The organism is Flavobacterium sp. LC2016-23, from assembly GCF_009674775.1.
In the GTDB taxonomy this organism is placed as follows: Bacteria; Bacteroidota; Bacteroidia; order Flavobacteriales; family Flavobacteriaceae; genus Flavobacterium.
Genome location: NZ_WKKE01000029.1, coordinates 1 through 15,975, shown reverse-complemented (window position 1 = coordinate 15,975; position 15,975 = coordinate 1). Strand labels below are relative to the sequence as shown.

Below are 15,975 nucleotides of genomic sequence, written 5' to 3'. Positions count from 1 at the left end.
TGATGCGATGTTTTGAGAGGTAAAGTTTAGTACAAACATTGTCTTCGTTATTAATAATTAATGATTTATTTTTCTGAAGCAAATTTTGTGAAATATTTTCCTAATAAACAAATTATTCTTGAAATATTTTTAAAAACCATTAAAACACCTTGATTTACAGTTATTTATAGTCAAAAATAAAATTCAATTCATAAGCAATCGTTAAAACCAATTTTAACTGCATATTTTGCTTAAATTTACAGCTATCAAAAATAAACCCAAAATTATGCCAACCGACTGTATCAGCTACCAAAACTCAGGATATTTCTCGACTTTGATACAAGATTATTTAGAACAAAAACCGGACCTTCAACCGCTATATAATAATTTTCCGGCACTGGAAAACTTTGAAAAACAAATCATTGAAAAGCAGCAGAATTTCAATAATCAAAACCGGATTCCACTGGTTTCTGTTTTAAAAGCACAATATGCCGCCCTTGAAATTTCAGATTTAACACAACAAAATATTGAGCTTTTAGCTCACGAAAGTACGTTTACGGTTACGACTGGGCATCAGTTAAATCTTTTTAGCGGGCCGCTATATTTTCTTTATAAAATCATATCGACCATCAATCTGACCAAAGAATTGAAATCGAAATATCCTAATTTCAATTTCGTACCGATTTATTGGATGGCGACGGAAGATCACGATTTTGAAGAAATCAATTATTTTAATTTTAAAGGAAAAAAATTCCGCTGGAATACCGAAAGTACCGGTCCCGTAGGAAGACTTTCGACAGAAGGCCTGGCTGAATTTTTCGAAATTTACGCCTTGGAATTAGGATCTAGTACGAATGCCAACTCGTTGAAAAAACTATTTGAAGACGCTTACCTAAACCATGATAATCTGGCAGATGCAACCCGTTTTTTGGCGAATGGTTTATTTGCTTCTCAGGGTCTGGTGATTATAGATGCCGATAATGCCGATTTAAAACGTGCCTTTATTCCTTACATCAAAGAAGAGTTGCTGGAACAAGCTTCTTTTAAAGCTGTTCAGGAAACGATTGAAAAACTAAAAAATTATACCGTTCAGGTAAATCCGCGTGAAATCAATTTATTTTATATTGAAGATAATCTTCGTGAACGAATTGTTTTTGAGAAGGACAGATTTATTGTCAATAACACTAAAATCTCATTTTCAAAAGAAGAAATCTTAAAATTACTGGAAAGCAACCCGGAGAAATTTAGTCCCAATGTGATCATGCGTCCGTTGTATCAGGAAATTATCCTGCCCAATTTATGCTACATTGGCGGAGGCGGGGAAATTGCCTACTGGCTGGAATTAAAATCTTTCTTTGATGCCGTAAACATCACCTTCCCTATAATTCTGGTTCGAAATTCGGTATTGCTGACAACGGAAAAACAAGCTAAAAAAGCCGATCAGTTGGGTTTAAGCTGGAAAGATTTATTTACCAAACCAGCCGATTTGGTAAATGCTGTCACTTATAAAATATCAGAATTCCCAATTGACCTGACTCCTCAAAAAGAAATTCTGGAAAAACAATTTGAATACTTGTCTGAATTAGCCCAAAAAACAGACAAATCCTTTACCGGAGCCGTAAAAGCACAGGAAGTAAAACAGAAAAAAGGCCTTGAAAATTTAGAGAAGCGTTTGCTTAAAGCACAAAAAAGAAAATTAAACGACCAGTTAGAGCGTGTTGTGGATTTACAATGTCAATTGTTTCCGAACAACAGCTTACAGGAACGCCAGACTAATTTTTCTGAGTTTTATTTAGAAAAAGGCGAACAGTTGATACCATTATTAACGCAGAAATTAAAACCTTTATCCACTAATTTCTCCATTATAACAATATAATTTATACTTTACCACAATACTTTCAGGATAAAATAACCACCTGATTCTGAAAGTATTGTTTTTTTTTAAACCAAATAGCGACTTTTAAAATTATTAACTAACCAATTTACCCAAAACCAATGGTAAAAGAACGCTTAATTTCGCTAGATGTCTTTCGCGGACTAACAATTTTATTAATGACAATTGTCAACAATCCCGGAGATTGGGGACATGTTTTCCCTCCACTTTTGCATGCCGAATGGAACGGCTGTACGCTAACCGACTTAGTATTTCCTTTTTTTGTATTTATTATGGGAGTGGCAGTTCCCCTTGCCATGCCGGATAAAAAATACGATGGCACGACCTTTAATAAAATCCTGGTACGTTCGTTACGAATGTTATGTCTCGGGATTTTCTTCAATTATTTCGGAAAAATACAGCTTTTTGGTCTCGAAGGAATTCCGTTGCTTATTGGCCGTTTAATGATTACAATCGGTGTCGGCTATGCGCTGATGGGGAATTTTAATACTAAACTAAAAAACATATTTGCTTTTTCGATCTTACTCATATACCTCGTTTTGGCCTACAGCGGAATCGAAGCGTATCAGGATGTGCGTCTTCCGGGCGTTTTACAGCGAATTGCAGTAGTCTATTTTGTGGTTTCGCTATTGTATTTAAAAACATCACAAAAGACCCAAATCATAACCGGAGTTGTTTTATTATTGGGATATTGGGCGACGATGACCCTGATACCAGTTCCCGGAATTGGCGAAGCAAACCTTGATAAGGGCACCAATTTAGCCTCATGGCTGGACGGTGTTCTCCTGAAAGGTCATATGTATCGCGGCACTGTCACCTGGGACCCGGAAGGAATTCTCAGTACCATTCCATCGATTGTAAACGGAATCATTGGTCTGCTGATTGGTCAGTTATTACAACTTAAAATTGCAAAAAATGAGATTGCTAAAAAAATGATAATAACTGGAATAGCCTTAATTATTGCCAGTTTGCTTTGGAATATGGTGTTCCCAATTAACAAATCAATCTGGACCAGCAGTTACGTTTTATACACAACCGGACTGGCCACGACTGTTTTGTCAATTCTCTATTACATTATTGATATTGCAGAATATAAAAAAGGCTTCAAATTATTTTTAATCTGGGGGGTAAATCCCATGATTGTATTTTTTGCTTCTCAGATCATACCACAGGCTTTGGTCATGATTCAGTTTGAAAATCCGAACAAAACCGGAGAGCAGATCAATCTTCTCAGTTATTTGTACGGCTACGGAATTGCCCCGTTTTTCAGTAATCCGATGTTGGCTTCCTTTGCCGGAGCGTTGGTTTATGTTGCCATCTGGACTTTTATTCTATGGATCTTCTACAAAAACAAACTCATTTTTAAAGTTTAGTTTTTTCTTACCATATAAGTTATGTAAGATATTATAAGGAAAAGGACGCACAACACTGTGTCCTTTTTTTTTCAACTATGCAAAAAATAACAGCCTGCACTTAAATGAACTTACATAACTTATATGGTAAAAAAAATTGCTCTTCTTTAACAAAACAACATTTCACGATGTTTTAATTATCAATTAATTAAAATTAATTCATAAAAAAGTCTATTTTTGCACAAAATTTAAAAAACGCAAGAAAATGGCAACAAATAGAACTTTTACAATGATTAAGCCGGATGCTGTAGCAAACGGACACATTGGGAATATCTTAGCAATGATTACTAACGGAGGTTTCAAAATCGTTTCGTTAAAACTAACTCAATTAACTGTAGCGGATGCTCAGGCATTTTATGCTGTTCACGCTGCAAGACCATTCTACGGAGAATTAGTAGAATTTATGTCACGCGGACCAATTGTTGCTGCTATTTTAGAAAAAGATAACGCAGTAGAAGATTTCAGAACTTTAATTGGAGCTACAAATCCGGCTGAAGCTGCTGAAGGAACTATTCGTAAAGCATACGCAACTTCTATCGGAGAAAATGCAGTTCACGGTTCAGACAGCGACGAAAATGCTGCTATCGAAGCGGCATTCCACTTTGCAGGAAGAGAGCAGTTCTAAGATTTTAGATTTTAGCGCAAAAAAAAATCCATTCGCTTCGCGAATGGATTTTTTTTTATTCTGATTGTAAAATTATTAAAGTTTACCGTCTGTCTTTTTAATGATTTTAGCTACTTTTTCATCTAAATCTTTCAAAAGTTCGTCTAAAGCACTTTCACACATTGGTAATATTTTTTCGGCAGTTAAAACGGGAATTCCACTTATAATAGCTCCGGTCTTTTTGGAGTTTGCTCCTTCACTAAAAGCAAATACTTTTTTTCCTGTTTTATCATATAAAGCAATTCTCGCATACGCTTTCATTTTAACTGTTCCGGTTCCTCCAACAGCGAATCCTTTTTGCAAAGCAAAATGTATTTCAGTAAATAAAACACCATCTGCAACATCTTTAAAAATGGTAGCGGTTCCTACTTCATTTTCAGAACCATTCATACCTTCATAAATATATTTATATCCAGGGTAATTGATGATTGTTTTCCCGGCATCTCCTTCTCTGGCAAATTTAGGAACGAAATCAATATATTCCTGTTTTTGGATTACTTCATTTTCAGGAAGTAAGTCAAAAGGGAATTGTTTAGAAAAAACATTAAAAAAAGAATTATGATACTTCTCCAAAATAGGAGTAAGATTAAAATCAGGATTATTACCTAAATCAGCTATGGCAGCCACACCATTTAGTCCCAAATCAGCAAGACTGATGGTTTTGTCGGTGTAAAAACCGACAACTGCGACTTTTTTCTTTTGCGAATAACTGTTTAAAGCTAATAATACGGTTAAAATAAGGAATACTTTTTTCATTGTTTTGGATTGTTTTTGGATTTAATTATTAAAAAAATATGTATTAAAAAAAATACTTATCGGTCAAATATATCATAAAAAAAACACTTCCAAAGTAGAAGTGTTAATTTTATTTTTTAATAGTAAAACCCAGCGATACAAATCGTTTAAAAGCCAAATAAAATTTAACGTAAAACAACATCCTTTACCACTTCACGCCCTAATTCTTCATTAATCATTTTGACAATTTTAGATTTTCCATGGCTCAGTTCCTCTCTCAAAACGGCAGATCCAAGTTCTACATAAAGCGTGCTTCCTTTCAGGACAACGTTTTTGGTATACGTATTTACTCCGTTACCCATAAGCTGCCTCCAGGCTTCTTTTACATCAATCTGATCCATTCCGGGCTGCAGTTTATTCACCTGAATAATCTGCTGTAATACATCTCCAATTGAACTTTGATTATTTAACCTTTTTGCCATCGTCTAATAAATTTATGGGTCCTGCTTTTTTATAATGATATTCCTTGTTCTCAGCATTTTTCACCACCAGTTCTTGATCCGATAATGAAATCAATTCCTCACTCCACTTTGCATAATTCGTTTTATAATCTAAAAAAGTCCGGCCATCAGCAAAACGAACCGAAACATTTTCAAAAGAATCACTCGTCAAAAAAGTTCCGTCAAATTGCGGCATCACTTTCTTTCGGATTCCTTTGTTTTTTTTAATTTCAAAAAAATCAAAACTTTCATTCATTCCGTAATCCTTCTCTTCCCCTTTATCAAAAACAACTTTCGTAATTTCCCAGTAACCGTTCAGTTTTGCAATATCGGTTGGTTTAATTTCCTGTTTGCAGCTCACAAACAAAAAAGATAAAACCAAAATAATTAAAGCGTTTTTCATAATAATTATAATATTAATAAGGAGCTGATTCCTGCTGTCCGCTGTATCTTTTATGGCAAACACCGCCATAAAAGGATGCCGCTCCCATCAGGGCTAAGACTCCGGTTTTCAAAAGAATATTTCGTGAGTTACAAAGTTAACCTTATAAAAATTCAAAAGAAATAAAAATTCATAAAACCCATTAAACTATTTTGCATATTTTTGGTCAAACCCCAAACCAAAAAACCAAAAACATGACCAAAACTATTTTTAAGCTACTGATACTCTTAAGTTTTATCAGTTGCAGCAAAGAATCATCCGATGATGCATCCACCCCGGTACAATCCATGTATTTTCCTCCTTTAACCGGAAGTACCTGGGAAACAAAATCCGTTTCAGACCTCAAATGGAATCAAAATGCAGTCCAGCCGCTTTTAGATTATTTAGAGCTCAAACATTCCAAATCGTTTATTATTTTAGTAAACGGACGAATTGTTTTAGAAAATTATTTCAACAACCACACTGCAACCATCAACTGGTATTGGGCAAGCGCGGGAAAAACATTAACGTCAACCATGACCGGAATTGCACAGCAGGAAGGTTTTTTAAACATCAACAATAAAGTTTCAGATTATATCGGAACAGGCTGGACAAGTGAATCACTTGCACAGGAAAACCAGATCACCTGCAAACATTTACTCACCATGACATCAGGACTTGATGACACTACAGACGAGGTAGATCCTGCCAGCTTAATCTACAAAGCCGATGCCGGAAAACGCTGGGCATATCATAATGTATATGTAAAACTGCAGGATGTCGTTGCGAAAGCAAGCAAACAAACCTGGGAAAATTATTTCAATACAAAATTAAGAGACAAAATTGGCATGAATGGTAATTGGGTCCAACTTGGCGTAAATAGCGTTTACACCAGCACCACAAGAAGTATGGCCCGTTTCGGACTCTTAATGCTCAATAAAGGAAAGTGGGAGAATACGACCATTCTGAACGAAAGTTACTTTAACGAAGCTACCAATACTTCACAAAACATCAATTTAGGATATGGGTATTTGTGGTGGCTGAACGGAAAAGCCAACTACCATTTACCACAATCACAACTTACGATCCCGGGAAGTATAATTCCAACCGCACCAAACGATATGTTTATGGCATTAGGAAAAAATGACCAGAAAATATACGTCATTCCAAGTAAAAATATGGTTATCGTCAGAATGGGAGACGCCGCTGATGATGTCAATCTGGCTTTATCCGATTTTGATGAAACGTTATGGGAGAAAATTAGTGCCTTGTACCAATAGTTTTTTTTTAAAAAATTACAATTTTTAAATTCCAAATTCCAATACAGAAGCTTTAAATTCCAATAGAAAAATCCCAAATTCCAACTGTTATAATTGGAATTTGGGATTTAAAAAAATTGAATATTTATTAATTTATCGCTTCGTACGGATTCTCTTCAGCATTCCCATAAAAAAGAATACCAGACCCAAAACCAATAAGATGTAATAAAAAGACAAACTTTTATCTTTTAAAACATTTGCTAAAACAAAACTTAAAACACTTGCGAAATAAAAAGTAACAGGCGTTATATTTTTTAAAGAAGAAAAACTCATTTCTGCTATTATTTAAAGAAACTATCTACAAATTCATATTTATTAAAGACCTGTAAGTCTTCAATTCCTTCACCAACCCCAATATATTTTACAGGAATCTGAAATTGATCTGAAATACCAATCACGACACCACCTTTGGCAGTTCCGTCCAATTTAGTTACAGCAAGAGAAGTTACCTCTGTAGCGGCCGTAAACTGCTTTGCCTGCTCGAAAGCATTCTGACCGGTTGAACCATCCAAAACCAAAAGAACATCATGAGGTGCATCGGCAACCACCTTCTGCATCACACGTTTTACTTTGGTAAGTTCGTTCATCAAATTGATTTTATTATGAAGACGTCCGGCAGTATCAATAATTACGATATCGGCATTTTGAGCTACAGCAGATTGCAGGGTATCAAAAGCAACAGAAGCAGGGTCGCTTCCCATATTTTGCCTTACGATTGGTACATCTACCCGGTCTGCCCATACCTGTAACTGATCTATGGCAGCAGCACGAAAAGTATCTGCAGCGCCTAAAACGACTTTATAACCTGCTTTTTTAAACTGATAAGCCAATTTACCGATTGTAGTGGTTTTACCCACCCCGTTAACGCCAACCACCATTAAAACGTAGGGCTTTTTATCTTTCGGGATTTCAAACTCAGTAGCTTCACCGGTATTCGTTTCAGATAACAAAGAACCAATCTCTTCTCGAAGAATCTGGTTTAATTCTTCTGTTCCTAAATATTTATCTTCGGCAACACGTTTTTCGATTCTTGAGATTATTTTCAATGTTGTGTTTACCCCAACATCAGAAGCTACCAGAATTTCTTCCAGATCATCTAACACATCGTCATCAACCTTAGATTTTCCGGCTACAGCTTTGCTTAACTTTGAGAAAAAAGTATTTTTTGATTTTTCAAGACTTTTATCTAAAGTCTCTTTTTTGTCGGTAGAGAATAATTTTTTAAAAAAACTCATTTTTTATTTGTTGTTAGTTCCAGACTATATGATTTTTTTGGCAATCTATAATCTTAATGTTTACAGAAGAAATTTATCTTCTCGTGGTTTCCGGTTGCCTCAGCAATTGACTTCAATTATTATAAGAAAAATCAGAAACGCTTTACGAAGAACAATACGGTTATCTTTCTGTAAATTTTAGACAAATATAAAAAATAAAAAAGCTACTTCCGAATGAAAGTAGCTTTTCTATATGCTATGTATGTTATTATTTCTTTTTCAAGAAATTATCAACTTCTTCAGGAGTCATAATAGATTCTACGAATGTATATGCACCAGTTTTAGGAGATTTCACCATTTTGATGGCTTTTGATAATCTCTTAGAAGATGTTTGTAACGATGCTACGGTTTTCTTTGCCATGACTTAATTATTTAATTTCTTTATGAACAGTTACACGTTTCAAGATCGGATTAAATTTTTTAATCTCTAATCTGTCCGGAGTATTTTTCTTGTTCTTAGTTGTTATATATCTAGAAGTACCTGCAACACCAGAAGTCTTGTGTTCTGTACATTCTAAAATTACCTGGATTCTATTACCTTTCTTTGCCATCTTGCTATATATTTATTTAGGAAAAGATTATTTGATAAATCCTTCTGACTGCGCTTTTTTCAAAACAGCAGTGATTCCATTTTTATTAATTGTTTTTATCGTAGATGCTGCTACTCTAAGAGTAATCCATCTATCTTCTTCTGGAAGATAAAAACGCTTTTTAACTAAGTTTACAGAAAACTTTCTCTTAGTTTTGTTCATAGCGTGAGAAACGTTATTTCCTACCATCGCTCTTTTACCTGTAAGGTCACAAACTCTTGACATTATACTTATCTTTTATCGTTATTCAAAATCAGGGTGCAAAGAAAAGAAAAATAAACCATTGTAGCAAAAAATTAATGCACAATTTTTAAAATTTCTTTCTGTAATATTTCTAAACTCTTAATCGTAGCTCTATCTATCACTTTTTCACGTGGTTGACCAAAGTTAAATTCTTCTACAATTATATCATTTGGTGTTGCCAAAGCGATAAAAACAGTGCCAATTTCAGCATCTGAGTCCCCTTTTGACGGTCCCGCGTTCCCGGTAGTGGCAATTGCATAGTCTGTTTTAAGTATCTCTTTCACATTCAAAGCCATAGCCGATGCCACCTCTGCACTTACTACCGAATATTGATCAACAATATCCTGCGAGACCCCAAGAACATTAACTTTAGCCTCTGTTGCATACGTAACCACACTGCCTTTAAAATAGCTGGAAGCTCCCGGAACAGCCGATAAAACTGATGCGATTTTTCCACCCGTAAAACTTTCAGCCGTAGCAATGGTTTTATTTTGTTTCGTCAATAGTTTTCCAACTACCGACTCTATCGTTTCGTTTTCTTCGTAACCTACTATAATATCATGAATTATAGCATCTAATGTTTTTATATTGGCTTCTAACGCCTCTTCAAGTATTTCTTTATCTGTCCCTCTTGCCGAAAGACGCAAACGTACTCTGCCGGGATTTGGCAGGTACGCCAACTTAATAAAATCAGGCAGATTATTCTCCCAGTCTTCAATACGCTCCGCGACTAAACTCTCACCCTGCCCATACGTTAAAATCGTTCTATGAATGATATATGGCCGCTTGTATTCGCGAATAATTTTTGGAATTATTTCGTTTTCGACTAAATATTTCATTTCATACGGAACTCCCGGAAGCGAAATAAATACTGTGTTTTCTTTCTTCATCCACATTCCCGGCGCTGTCCCCACTTTATTATGCAGCACCGTACAGGTCGACGGCACCAGTGCCTGATCTTTATTTAATTGCGAAATCGGACGTTTGTAAAACCCTTCTATCAATTCCGTTACATGCGCCAATACTTCAGGATTCACGACAAGTTCATCATTAAAATATTCGCAGAATGTTTTTTTAGTGATATCGTCTTTTGTAGGCCCTAATCCGCCTGTAATCACAACAACATCTACTTTGTTCTGCAATTGCGCAAAGGTATCTAAAATATGTTTTTTGTCATCGCTTATCGAAATCATTTCATGAACCTCAACACCGATTCGGTCTAATGATTTTGCAATAAAACCAGAATTGGTATCTACGATCTGACCGATTAAAATTTCATCTCCAATAGTAATGATAGTTGCTTTCATAGCTGTGGAATATTTTTACTTACTTCATCGTAAGTCATTATTTAGAAGGTTATTAATGCTCCATTTTGCGCGAGGGGTCAGAAAAAAATCCTTTGAGAAAAGGACATGTATTTACGCAAAATATTTCCGGAACAAAAGGAATAGTGGTTCCGATCGCTATCGGTATGATCCAATTTTTAATCTGATTTTAAAAAAGATAAAAATTGAATTACGCTACTATTATTACAAATCAAAGTCTTTTTTGATTTCCTTGATCGCGTCTTTTACCTGTATTCTTATACTTTTAAAAGTTTCGATGATTTCTTTTTTCTTACCTTCCGCTTTTGTCCAGGCCTCCACTTGCAGGATTTCTTCGAATGCAACGTTTAAACCCATTAAATCCAATGTTGGTTTTATCTTATGGGCATAAGAATAAGCATACTTATGATCTTTCTTTTTGATTCCTTCTTTGATTTGTTTCAAATCCTCGGGAACTTCGGTAACAAATAGTTTTAGAATTTCGTTTACGAATTCAGGATCATTATCTGAAAGCGCATATACTTTCGAAAGGTTGTATTTTAAAGCCATTATTTTACTTGTATTCTGAATAATTTTTTATCTTCTAAAAAGCCTTCCAAAACGTCGTTTGGTTTAACCCGGGCAACGCCTTCCGGTGTTCCCGTAAAAATAATATCGCCAATTTTTAATGTAAAATACTGCGACACAAACGATACCAGTTCATCAATTTTCCAAAGCATAAAGCCGGTGTTTCCTTTTTGAACCGTTTTGGAATTATTTGTTAATTCAAAAGTAAGATTTTCCATAGAAACAAAATCGGTTTTAGGTAAAAAATCACCGATAACTGCAGAACCATCAAAGGCTTTGGCTTTTTCCCAAGGCAATCCTTTTGCCTTTAATTTATCCTGTAAATCCCTGGCAGTAAAATCGATACCCACACTTATTTCGTCGTAATACTTATGGGCAAACTTAGGTTCGATATACTTTCCAACCTTATTTATTTTAACAATTATCTCAATTTCGTGATGAATTTCCTCAGAAAATTCAGGGATTACGAAAGGATGATGCTTTAATAAAACCGCTGAATCCGGTTTCATAAAAACAACAGGTTCTGTTGGCCTTTCGTTTTTTAATTCCTCAATATGATTGGCATAATTCCTACCGATACAGATTATTTTCATTTTTTTTTAGTTTTCAGTCTCGGTTTTCAGTCACAGTATTTACTAAACGCAAAATCAGTCCCAGCGCAAAACTGCATACTGAGACTGCGACTGAAAACTTATTTCGTATTTAACTTTCTTAGTTTGATTGCCGTCAGCACTTTTTTGGTATACAATGGAAAATCAGCATTTTGAATCCAGCTGAAATAACCTGGTTCTGTTTCTAATATTTTGTCGACTTTGGCACCTTTGTGTTTTCCGAAAGTGAAGATTTCTTCATTGTCTTTATCAAAAGCGATCATTCCGGCAAAATCGGCAATTTTTTTACGTGTAGTAAATTCGGATAATGACTTCATATCATTTTCTAATTCCGGATAACGGTCTAACTGTGCTTTCAGGATTTCGTAAGTCGCCATAGTGTCTGCTTCCGCCGAATGGGCATTTTCGAGACTTTTCCCGCAGTAAAACTTCAAAGCAGCACTCAGGGTACGCTCTTCCATTTTATGAAAAATAGTCTGCACATCTACAGAGACTTTATTTTTCATATCAAAATCAACTCCGGCGCGAAGTAGTTCTTCTGCCAGTAACGGAATATCAAAACGATCAGAATTAAACCCTCCTAAATCACTGTCTTTAATCATATTATAGACCTGTGGAGCCAACTCGTTAAAAGTAGGTTCGTTGGCTACTTTTTCATCTGTTATACCATGGACGGCGGTAGTCTGAGGCGGAATTGGAATTGTCGGATTCACCAACCAAGTTTTACTTTCTTTATTTCCGTTTGGAAAAACTTTAAATATTGAAATTTCTACTATTCTGTCTTTTCCGATATCAATACCAGTAGTTTCAAGGTCGAAAAAGCAAATTGGTTTATTGAGTTTGAGTTCCATTTTTGAATTTTATAAGTTTACAAATATAAATTTTAAAGCTGAATTTCACTCCTTTTTTTCATAAAGTTCCCGATTTCTATTCAGATTTTAAAAATACAAAAAGAAAAAACCCTTTCCATGTTCAAAACACGAAAAGGGTTAATTATTTATAAAACAGTTCTTTTTAGAAATCCCTGTCTACATCAAAAGCTTCTAAATATTCTGCAACTCTCTTTACGAAACTTCCTCCAAGAGCACCATCTACTACCCTGTGATCGTAAGAGTGTGAAAGGAACATTTTCTGACGAATTCCAATAAAATCACCTTCCGGAGTTTCAATAACTGCAGGCACTTTACGAATTGCTCCAAGTGCCAGAATTCCAACTTGCGGCTGATTGATAATTGGCGTTCCGAAAACACTTCCAAAAGTTCCTACGTTTGTAACCGTGTATGTACCGCCTTGCGTATCGTCCGGTTTTAGTTTTCCTGCTTTTGCACGATTCCCCAGGTCATTAACTGCTTTTGCCATTCCGACAAGGTTTAACTGATCTGCATTTTTGATAACCGGAACGATTAAGTTTCCGTTTGGCAAAGCTGCAGCCATTCCTAAATTAATATTTTTCTTTTTAATGATATAATCACCATCAACAGAAATATTCATTCCAGGGAAATCTTTCAGTGCTTTTGCAACGGCTTCCATCATAATTGGCGTAAAAGTAAGTTTCTCGCCTTCTCTTTTCTCGAAAGCAGCTTTTACTTTATCTCTCCATTTTACGATATTGGTTACATCCACTTCAATAAAAGACTGTACGTGAGCCGAAGTCTGCACCGAAGCCACCATGTACCCTGAAATCAATTTACGCATTCTGTCCATTTCGATGATTTCATCACCTCCGTTTACAGAAACAGGAACCGCCTGCTGACTTTTCTGAACCACTGCCGGTTCTGCCGCTTTTACCGGAGCAGCGACTTCCTTAACTGTTTCTGCAACAGCTTTTGGAGCAGCAACCGCAACTGATTTGCGATCTTCAACATATTTTAAAATATCTTCTTTTGTAACACGTCCGTCTTTTCCGGAACCCTGAACATTTTCTAACTCAGCCACAGAAACACCTTCTTCCTTTGCAATATTTTTAACAAGCGGAGAAAAGAATTTATCCGATGCTGAAAAATCCTGAGGAGCAACGGATTCTTTAGTGGCATCGATTGTTTTTTCTATTTCAGCTGCTGCGGCCGGAGCTTCATCCTCCAGCACTTTATCGACTAAAAATGACGATGCTGTTTCAACGCCGCCTTCTGTTTCGATAATTGCAATAGTCTGCCCTACCTGAACTAAATCATCTTTGCCAAATAATTTTTCGACCAAAATCCCTGACACTTCGCTGGGTACTTCACTATCAACTTTATCAGTTGCTATTTCCAGTACTGCTTCGTCTGCTTCAATTTTGTCTCCAACCTCTTTCAACCAGTTTGTAATAGTTGCTTCAGCTACACTTTCTCCCATTTTGGGAAGTTTTAATTCAAATCTTGCCATATTGTTAACCTCAAGGGTGATTTTGATTTTCAGATTGCGAAATTACTGAATATTTTAAATATAAATTACATTTAATATAATTTTTTACTCAATTTTTACCACTTGCCCCCTGTCATTTCTGGAATTACTTCCAATAATAAAATTTGTGTTTTTGGGGAAAATTTTAAAAGTAATACGCTTATCTTTAATACTTTCTATGATTTTGATACAATTTCCGAATGAAACATGCTGATTATCTAAAATAACCTCAACTGTTTTACCCTTCAAAAGCAGCCACGAATTTACCATTTTTTCTTTTTTGAAATTGAAAACAACCACTTTATTTTCAAAAATAGAAGTCAATTTTTCAGACAATTTCACATCAGAAGAATATAAAAAATAACTTTCGGGTATTGGTTGGTCTTTTGATTTTCCCTGAAACATTTTAACGAACGAAAAAAATACAATCCCGATTTTGATAAAAATAGAGAAAAACAATGATTTCCTGAAATGTTTCTGATAAAAAAACGTCATCGCTTCCTGAAAACGCTGCATGTATTTTTCGTCTTTTATGGTACTTTCTCCCTTGTAATGCAAAACGGTTGTTTCATGAAAATAATAATTACTTTTCCCATTCAATAATGCACGGTACGAAAGATCGATATCATCTGCATACATGAAGCAGTCTTCATCAAAACCTTCTAATTCAAGATATAATTTTCTTTCCATCAGCATAAAAGCCCCCACTAAAACAGCAACTTTACCGGTCTCATTTTCTGAAACATGCTGTGCATAATACTGATTGAACAGCTTGCATTCTGGAAAAATCTTATACAATCCAAAAATTTTGGTGAAAGCGACCCAGGGCGTCGGGATGCCACGTTTGCTTTCAGGTAAAAACTGTCCGGTTCCGTCAATTAATTTACAGCCCACAATCCCCAGGTTGGTTTGTTTTTCTGCGAAAGCTAAAATCTTAGTAAATGTATCTTCGGCCACAACCGTATCGGGATTGAGAATGCAGATGTATTTTCCCTGCGCCTCTTTCACTCCAATATTATTACCTTTTGGAAAACCAAAATTTTCTTTGTTTTCAATAAGTTTTACATCCGGAAAACGTTCTTTCATTATCAGACAGCTATCATCAGACGAATTATTATCAATAACGATAATTTCGGCATCAAGCGTCGCAATGGCTTCCCGGACACTTAAAACACATTGTTCCAGAAAGTAACGCACATTGTAATTAAGAATGATAACGGATAGCTGCATGAAAAACTTGTTCTCTTGATTTTTTCGGAAAGTTAGAAATTTTAAGATAAACCCAGTCGTAAAGAGCCATCGTTTTTACTATTGTCTTACTTTACACCAAAATTAGGACTCTTTGGTTAGTTTCATTTAGCGAATTGATTCGTGGTATTTTTAGAAAAGGTATATTTGAAATTAAAATCCACTCCTTTAAACCGGTTTCTCATTATGATTCGTTTCTCTTTTTTGGTTTTGATCTTATTTATTTCCTGCGGTTTTCTTAGAGAGAACCCAAGTCATACGGACTTAAATCTTGTAGAATCGAATACGTGGTTTATTGCGGGTCCGGCAAAGGAAACTCAGGAAATCCTTAATTCAATTCGACAAAAAGAAGGCATTGTTCGCGTGACAGCCAAAGATTCACCTGTTGGAGAAATTGAGCTGAATGTAATGATTACACCATCTGATTCGAATGATGGTGCTCCCACGAATTTATCAGAAAACTCTAAATTTGTAAGCATCACTTATAAATCCTCACAACTGATCAAACTGCAAGCTCGTGAAGGAAACAAAGAAGGAACGGGCTGCGTACATGGCGGATCGCATCCCAGAGTTGATTTACCCGCTTCTCCGGAAAAATTCACGACGATCAAAATCCCTTGGTCCGATTTCAAACAAGACGGATTACCAAACGGAAAAGTGCTGAATATTCATAATCTTTGCAAGTTCAATTTTGTAAACTACAATCCGGTTTCAGGAGCATCGTTTGAAATAAAATCGGTCATCGTTGAGAATTAGTCGCAGTATTCAGTCGCAGTCGCAGTCGCAGTCTAGCTGAGACCGAGACTGCGAC

The 15,975-nt window shown here is 35.6% G+C and carries 19 protein-coding genes; 5 read left to right on the top strand and 14 right to left on the bottom strand.

The window, feature by feature from the left end; genetic code table 11:
* The first annotated feature begins 265 nt into the window (after positions 1-265).
* From bshC to GJU43_RS20640, 3 genes are all read left to right on the top strand, one after another.
* Positions 266-1,855, top strand: coding sequence for a bacillithiol biosynthesis cysteine-adding enzyme BshC (gene bshC / locus GJU43_RS20650; protein ID WP_154343533.1), 1,590 nt, complete (start codon positions 266-268; stop codon positions 1,853-1,855).
* Between the two features lie 119 nt (positions 1,856-1,974).
* Positions 1,975-3,246 (top strand): acyltransferase family protein, encoded by a 1,272-nt coding sequence (locus GJU43_RS20645; RefSeq protein ID WP_154343531.1) that lies wholly within the window; start codon positions 1,975-1,977, stop codon positions 3,244-3,246.
* A 244-nt stretch (positions 3,247-3,490) separates the two neighbouring features.
* Complete coding sequence (locus GJU43_RS20640) at positions 3,491-3,910, top strand: nucleoside-diphosphate kinase (RefSeq protein WP_154343529.1); 420 nt, start codon at positions 3,491-3,493, stop codon at positions 3,908-3,910.
* A gap of 75 nt (positions 3,911-3,985) precedes the next feature.
* Here the strand turns inward: GJU43_RS20640 and GJU43_RS20635 are convergent, their stop codons facing one another.
* The 3 genes from GJU43_RS20635 to GJU43_RS20625 all read right to left on the bottom strand — a co-directional run bounded on the left by GJU43_RS20635 (position 3,986) and on the right by GJU43_RS20625 (position 5,587).
* On the bottom strand, positions 3,986-4,705 hold the full coding sequence (locus tag GJU43_RS20635) for a hypothetical protein (protein ID WP_154343527.1): 720 nt from the start codon (positions 4,703-4,705) through the stop codon (positions 3,986-3,988).
* 164 nt (positions 4,706-4,869) lie between these two features.
* Complete coding sequence (locus GJU43_RS20630) at positions 4,870-5,166, bottom strand: DUF721 domain-containing protein (RefSeq protein WP_154343525.1); 297 nt, start codon at positions 5,164-5,166, stop codon at positions 4,870-4,872.
* Complete coding sequence (locus GJU43_RS20625) at positions 5,147-5,587, bottom strand: hypothetical protein (protein ID WP_154343523.1); 441 nt, start codon at positions 5,585-5,587, stop codon at positions 5,147-5,149. The genes GJU43_RS20630 and GJU43_RS20625 overlap by 20 nt, the downstream gene beginning before the upstream one ends.
* A gap of 233 nt (positions 5,588-5,820) precedes the next feature.
* On the opposite strand from GJU43_RS20625, the gene GJU43_RS20620 reads away from it, so the two are divergent.
* Complete coding sequence (locus tag GJU43_RS20620; RefSeq protein WP_154343521.1) at positions 5,821-6,885, top strand: serine hydrolase; 1,065 nt, start codon at positions 5,821-5,823, stop codon at positions 6,883-6,885.
* Between the two features lie 132 nt (positions 6,886-7,017).
* On the opposite strand, the gene GJU43_RS20615 is transcribed toward GJU43_RS20620, so the two are convergent.
* From GJU43_RS20615 to GJU43_RS20565, 11 genes are all read right to left on the bottom strand, one after another.
* Complete coding sequence (locus GJU43_RS20615; protein WP_154343519.1) at positions 7,018-7,197, bottom strand: hypothetical protein; 180 nt, start codon at positions 7,195-7,197, stop codon at positions 7,018-7,020.
* Between the two features lie 8 nt (positions 7,198-7,205).
* Positions 7,206-8,159 (bottom strand): signal recognition particle-docking protein FtsY, encoded by a 954-nt coding sequence (gene ftsY, locus GJU43_RS20610; RefSeq protein WP_154343517.1) that lies wholly within the window; start codon positions 8,157-8,159, stop codon positions 7,206-7,208.
* A gap of 247 nt (positions 8,160-8,406) precedes the next feature.
* Positions 8,407-8,559, bottom strand: coding sequence for a DUF4295 domain-containing protein (locus GJU43_RS20605; RefSeq protein ID WP_154343515.1), 153 nt, complete (start codon positions 8,557-8,559; stop codon positions 8,407-8,409).
* Positions 8,560-8,566: 7 nt separating this feature from the next.
* Positions 8,567-8,749: a 50S ribosomal protein L33 gene (gene rpmG, locus GJU43_RS20600; RefSeq protein ID WP_017495179.1), complete on the bottom strand. Its 183-nt coding sequence runs from the start codon at positions 8,747-8,749 to the stop codon at positions 8,567-8,569.
* Between the two features lie 27 nt (positions 8,750-8,776).
* Positions 8,777-9,013 carry a 50S ribosomal protein L28 gene (rpmB, locus tag GJU43_RS20595; RefSeq protein WP_008468080.1) on the bottom strand — a complete coding sequence of 79 codons (237 nt, stop codon included), beginning with the start codon at positions 9,011-9,013 and terminating at the stop codon, positions 8,777-8,779.
* A 71-nt stretch (positions 9,014-9,084) separates the two neighbouring features.
* Entirely contained in the window at positions 9,085-10,338 is a 1,254-nt protein-coding gene (locus tag GJU43_RS20590) for a CinA family nicotinamide mononucleotide deamidase-related protein (RefSeq protein WP_154343513.1), read from the bottom strand.
* A gap of 222 nt (positions 10,339-10,560) precedes the next feature.
* Positions 10,561-10,905 carry an Hpt domain-containing protein gene (locus GJU43_RS20585; protein ID WP_154343511.1) on the bottom strand — a complete coding sequence of 115 codons (345 nt, stop codon included), beginning with the start codon at positions 10,903-10,905 and terminating at the stop codon, positions 10,561-10,563.
* Entirely contained in the window at positions 10,905-11,516 is a 612-nt protein-coding gene (locus tag GJU43_RS20580) for a fumarylacetoacetate hydrolase family protein (RefSeq protein ID WP_154343509.1), read from the bottom strand. The genes GJU43_RS20585 and GJU43_RS20580 overlap by 1 nt, the downstream gene beginning before the upstream one ends.
* Before the next feature lie 98 nt (positions 11,517-11,614).
* Positions 11,615-12,385 carry a 3'-5' exonuclease gene (locus GJU43_RS20575; RefSeq protein ID WP_154343507.1) on the bottom strand — a complete coding sequence of 257 codons (771 nt, stop codon included), beginning with the start codon at positions 12,383-12,385 and terminating at the stop codon, positions 11,615-11,617.
* 163 nt (positions 12,386-12,548) lie between these two features.
* On the bottom strand, positions 12,549-13,898 hold the full coding sequence (locus GJU43_RS20570) for a dihydrolipoamide acetyltransferase family protein (protein ID WP_154343505.1): 1,350 nt from the start codon (positions 13,896-13,898) through the stop codon (positions 12,549-12,551).
* 84 nt (positions 13,899-13,982) lie between these two features.
* Positions 13,983-15,146 (bottom strand): glycosyltransferase family 2 protein, encoded by a 1,164-nt coding sequence (locus tag GJU43_RS20565; protein WP_154343503.1) that lies wholly within the window; start codon positions 15,144-15,146, stop codon positions 13,983-13,985.
* Positions 15,147-15,311: 165 nt separating this feature from the next.
* Here GJU43_RS20565 and GJU43_RS20560 point away from each other — a divergent pair, with 165 nt between their 5' ends.
* Entirely contained in the window at positions 15,312-15,920 is a 609-nt protein-coding gene (locus GJU43_RS20560; protein ID WP_229655099.1) for a hypothetical protein, read from the top strand.
* The last annotated feature ends 55 nt before the right edge of the window (positions 15,921-15,975 follow it).

What these genes read in the sequence shown, in the direction of transcription:
- bshC (WP_154343533.1), top strand. Translation starts at nt 266, where the DNA reads ATGCCAACCGACTGTATCAGCTACCAAAACTCAGGATATTTCTCGACT.
- GJU43_RS20645 (WP_154343531.1), top strand. Translation starts at nt 1,975, where the DNA reads ATGGTAAAAGAACGCTTAATTTCGCTAGATGTCTTTCGCGGACTAACA.
- GJU43_RS20640 (WP_154343529.1), top strand. Translation starts at nt 3,491, where the DNA reads ATGGCAACAAATAGAACTTTTACAATGATTAAGCCGGATGCTGTAGCA.
- GJU43_RS20635 (WP_154343527.1), bottom strand. Translation starts at nt 4,705, where the DNA reads ATGAAAAAAGTATTCCTTATTTTAACCGTATTATTAGCTTTAAACAGT.
- GJU43_RS20630 (WP_154343525.1), bottom strand. Translation starts at nt 5,166, where the DNA reads ATGGCAAAAAGGTTAAATAATCAAAGTTCAATTGGAGATGTATTACAG.
- GJU43_RS20625 (WP_154343523.1), bottom strand. Translation starts at nt 5,587, where the DNA reads ATGAAAAACGCTTTAATTATTTTGGTTTTATCTTTTTTGTTTGTGAGC.
- GJU43_RS20620 (WP_154343521.1), top strand. Translation starts at nt 5,821, where the DNA reads ATGACCAAAACTATTTTTAAGCTACTGATACTCTTAAGTTTTATCAGT.
- GJU43_RS20615 (WP_154343519.1), bottom strand. Translation starts at nt 7,197, where the DNA reads ATGAGTTTTTCTTCTTTAAAAAATATAACGCCTGTTACTTTTTATTTC.
- ftsY (WP_154343517.1), bottom strand. Translation starts at nt 8,159, where the DNA reads ATGAGTTTTTTTAAAAAATTATTCTCTACCGACAAAAAAGAGACTTTA.
- GJU43_RS20605 (WP_154343515.1), bottom strand. Translation starts at nt 8,559, where the DNA reads ATGGCAAAGAAAACCGTAGCATCGTTACAAACATCTTCTAAGAGATTA.
- rpmG (WP_017495179.1), bottom strand. Translation starts at nt 8,749, where the DNA reads ATGGCAAAGAAAGGTAATAGAATCCAGGTAATTTTAGAATGTACAGAA.
- rpmB (WP_008468080.1), bottom strand. Translation starts at nt 9,013, where the DNA reads ATGTCAAGAGTTTGTGACCTTACAGGTAAAAGAGCGATGGTAGGAAAT.
- GJU43_RS20590 (WP_154343513.1), bottom strand. Translation starts at nt 10,338, where the DNA reads ATGAAAGCAACTATCATTACTATTGGAGATGAAATTTTAATCGGTCAG.
- GJU43_RS20585 (WP_154343511.1), bottom strand. Translation starts at nt 10,905, where the DNA reads ATGGCTTTAAAATACAACCTTTCGAAAGTATATGCGCTTTCAGATAAT.
- GJU43_RS20580 (WP_154343509.1), bottom strand. Translation starts at nt 11,516, where the DNA reads ATGAAAATAATCTGTATCGGTAGGAATTATGCCAATCATATTGAGGAA.
- GJU43_RS20575 (WP_154343507.1), bottom strand. Translation starts at nt 12,385, where the DNA reads ATGGAACTCAAACTCAATAAACCAATTTGCTTTTTCGACCTTGAAACT.
- GJU43_RS20570 (WP_154343505.1), bottom strand. Translation starts at nt 13,898, where the DNA reads ATGGCAAGATTTGAATTAAAACTTCCCAAAATGGGAGAAAGTGTAGCT.
- GJU43_RS20565 (WP_154343503.1), bottom strand. Translation starts at nt 15,146, where the DNA reads ATGCAGCTATCCGTTATCATTCTTAATTACAATGTGCGTTACTTTCTG.